This is a genomic window from Brevibacterium sp. VCM10 (genome assembly GCF_000583215.1).
Taxonomy (GTDB): Bacteria; Actinomycetota; Actinomycetes; order Actinomycetales; family Brevibacteriaceae; genus Brevibacterium; species Brevibacterium linens.
The window spans coordinates 1-3,000 of record NZ_JAJB01000106.1 but is presented as its reverse complement, the minus strand read 5'-3'; the positions used below and the strand labels follow the sequence as shown (position 1 = coordinate 3,000).

The 3,000-nt window shown below is 64.2% G+C and carries 3 protein-coding genes; all 3 read left to right on the top strand.

Translation table 11 applies throughout. From position 1 onward, the window contains the following. Positions 1–325 precede the first annotated feature (325 nt). Positions 326–1,450, top strand: a complete 1,125-nt coding sequence (gene prfB / locus AD89_RS0117445) for a peptide chain release factor 2 (RefSeq protein WP_025780922.1) — start codon at positions 326–328, stop codon at positions 1,448–1,450. A 316-nt stretch (positions 1,451–1,766) separates the two neighbouring features. Further along, complete coding sequence (gene ftsE, locus AD89_RS0117440; protein WP_025780920.1) at positions 1,767–2,456, top strand: cell division ATP-binding protein FtsE; 690 nt, start codon at positions 1,767–1,769, stop codon at positions 2,454–2,456. Further along, on the top strand, positions 2,453–3,000 hold a 548-nt coding region (locus tag AD89_RS0117435), incomplete at its 3' end, for a permease-like cell division protein FtsX (RefSeq protein ID WP_025780919.1). The genes ftsE and AD89_RS0117435, both read left to right, overlap by 4 nt.

Here is a 3,000-nt window from a genome sequence, read left to right as displayed (position 1 = left end):
TCGACCTCGCCGAGGTGGACGTCCCCGCTGACGCGCAGGTCTACCTGTGCGGCCCGCCCCCGTTCATGAAGGCCGTGCGCCGCGGACTCGACGAGCTCGAGGTGCCCGAGGACAACATCCACTTCGAGGTCTTCGGTCCCGACAGCTGGGCGACCGTGCCCGAACTCGTGCCCGCCTGATCCCAACCGGTCCCGGCTTGAGCCGGGTCGAACCGGTGCCTGACCCCAAGCGGGGGACTGTGCATATGCGCGCCGAGGCGGTCCCACCTCGGCGCGCATCCGTCGGTTCTGGGCGGGGCGGGGGCATGCACTAGAATCGGATCATTATGGCCTCCACTGATTACTCTTCTGAAATCGCCAACCTCCGCCAGACGTACAAAGCGATTCTCGACGTGTCCGATCTGGACAACCTGCGCGACGAGGTTGCCGAGCTCACGGAGCAGGCATCATCGCCGACATTCTGGGACGACCCCGATTCGGCGCAGAAGACCTCGGCCAAGCTCTCGCACAAGCAGGGCACCCTGGAGAAGCTCGAGAAGTTCGGACAGCGCATCGACGATGCCGAACTCCTCGTCGAGATGTCCCAGGACGAAGGCGACTCGGACTCGCTCGAAGAAGCCGACCGCGACATCAGGAAGCTGCGCGATCAGCTCGCCGAACTCGAGATCTCGACCCTGCTCAGCCACGAATACGATGAGCGCTCCGCTGTTGTGACCGTGCGGTCGGGCGCCGGCGGCGACGACGCGACCGACTGGGCGCAGATGCTCACCCGCATGTACGTCCGGTGGGCGGAGAACCGCGGGTACAAGGTGCAGGAGCTCGACACCTCCTATGCCGAAGGTGCGGGCATCAAGTCCGCAACCATTCAGATCGACGCGCCCTATGCCTACGGCACGCTGTCGGTCGAAGCCGGCACCCACCGCCTCGTGCGCATCAGTCCCTTCGACAACCAGGGGCGCCGTCAGACCTCGTTCGCCGCCGTCGAGGTGGTCCCGCTCATCGAGTCGACGGACCATGTCGAGGTCGACGAGAACGATCTGCGTATCGACGTCTACCGGTCCTCGGGCCCCGGCGGACAGTCGGTGAACACGACGGACTCGGCCGTGCGCATCACCCACATCCCCACCGGAGTGGTCGTGAGCATGCAGAACGAGAAGTCCCAGATCCAGAACCGCGAGGCCGCGATGCGCGTCCTCCAGTCCCGCCTCCTCGACCTCAAGCGCCAGGAAGAGGCTGCACAGAAGAAGGAGCTGGCCGGCGACATCAAGGCCAGCTGGGGCGACCAGATGCGCTCGTACGTCACGCATCCGTACCAGATGGTCAAAGACCTGCGCACCGGCTATGAGGTCAACAACCCCTCGGCAGTCTTCGACGGCGACCTCGACGGACTCATCGAAGCCGGCATCCGCTGGCGCAAGGAACAGGAGATGGCCGAAGAAGCCGAGGCCTGAGCCTCCGGCCGCGACCTCTCCCGGTCTGCCCGGCCCCGGTCCGCCCGCCCGTCGGCAGCCGGACTATCCGGCGCGCATCCGCCTCGGCGACGGTTCCCCTGACGGGGCATCGCCAATTGCAGGGAAGAGACTGTTGATTTTCGCTGCCGAAACCAACATTCCCTTCCCTGGGAATTCCGGGCTCGCGGGCCGCTCGCCGGCCCGACTGTGAACTTCATCAGATCGCACCACACGCCCGGCCGCCTCCGCGAACATCACGGAACTGTTACGTACAGTGGAAGCGGCCGAGCCACCCGCAACATGATTGAAGACCGACTTGATCAGATTCGACTCCGTTTCGAAGTCCTACGACACGCGTTCCCGCAAGGCGCTCGACGACATCTCGTTCGAGGCTGACCGCGGAGAATTCGTGTTCCTCGTCGGGGCATCCGGATCGGGAAAGTCCACGGTCATCCGACTCATTCTGCGCGAAGAGGTCCCCAGCGCCGGACGCATCCATATCGCCGGAAAGTCCGTGGTGAAGATGCCGAGCTGGAAGGTGCCCTACCTGCGGCGGGGGATCGGAACCGTGTTCCAGGACTTCCGCCTGCTGCCGAACAAGACCGTGTTCGCCAATGTGGCCTTCGCCCTCCAGGTGATCGGAAAGTCCCGCGCGGCCATGTCGACGCTCGTCCCCGACGTCCTCGAGACCGTGGGCCTGGCCGGCAAGGAGAAACGCTACCCCAGTGAGCTTTCCGGCGGTGAGCAGCAGCGTGTGGCCATCGCCCGCGCCGTGGTCAACAAACCCGGAATCCTGCTCGCCGACGAGCCGACGGGCAACCTCGACCCGGCCACAAGCGCCGACATCATGAACGTGCTGGAGAAGATCAACCGCAACGGCACCACCGTGCTCATGGCCACCCACGACGGAGAGATCGTCAACCGGATGCGTCGGCGGGTCATCGAACTGCGCGAAGGCGAAATCGTCCGCGACGTCGAAGAAGGCACCTACGGAGTCGCCTCATGAGGGCCGGGTTCATCCTCTCCGAAGTCTGGTCGGGCCTGCGCCGGAACTTCTCCATGGTCATCTCCGTCGTGCTCGTGACATTCGTGTCCCTGCTCTTCGTCGGAGCCGCGATCCTGCTGCAGATGCAGGTCGGTCAGATGAAGGACTTCTGGTACGACCGTGTGCAGGTCTCCGTGTTCCTGTGCCCGCCGGATTCGGAGGCGACGAACTGTGTCGACGGTGAGGCCACGGGAGAACAGAAGGATCAGATCCGGGCCGAGCTCGAAAGCTCCGATCTGGCCCCCTATGTCGACAAGGTCTACTTCGAGGACAAGACCGAGGCCTACGAACACTTCCAGGAGCAGTTCAAGGGCACCAGCCTCGAAGGCACCGTGCCCGAGGATGAGATGAACGAGTCCTTCCGGGTCAAACTCAAGGACGCCGAGAAGTACGACATCATCAAGGAGACGTTCTCGTCGACTCCCGGGGTCGAAGAGGTCGTCGACCAGAATCAGCTGCTCGACCGTCTGTTCGGGGTGCTCAATATCGCGACGATCGTCGCGAT

What these genes read in the sequence shown, in the direction of transcription:
- prfB (WP_025780922.1), top strand. Translation starts at nt 326, where the DNA reads ATGGCCTCCACTGATTACTCTTCTGAAATCGCCAACCTCCGCCAGACG.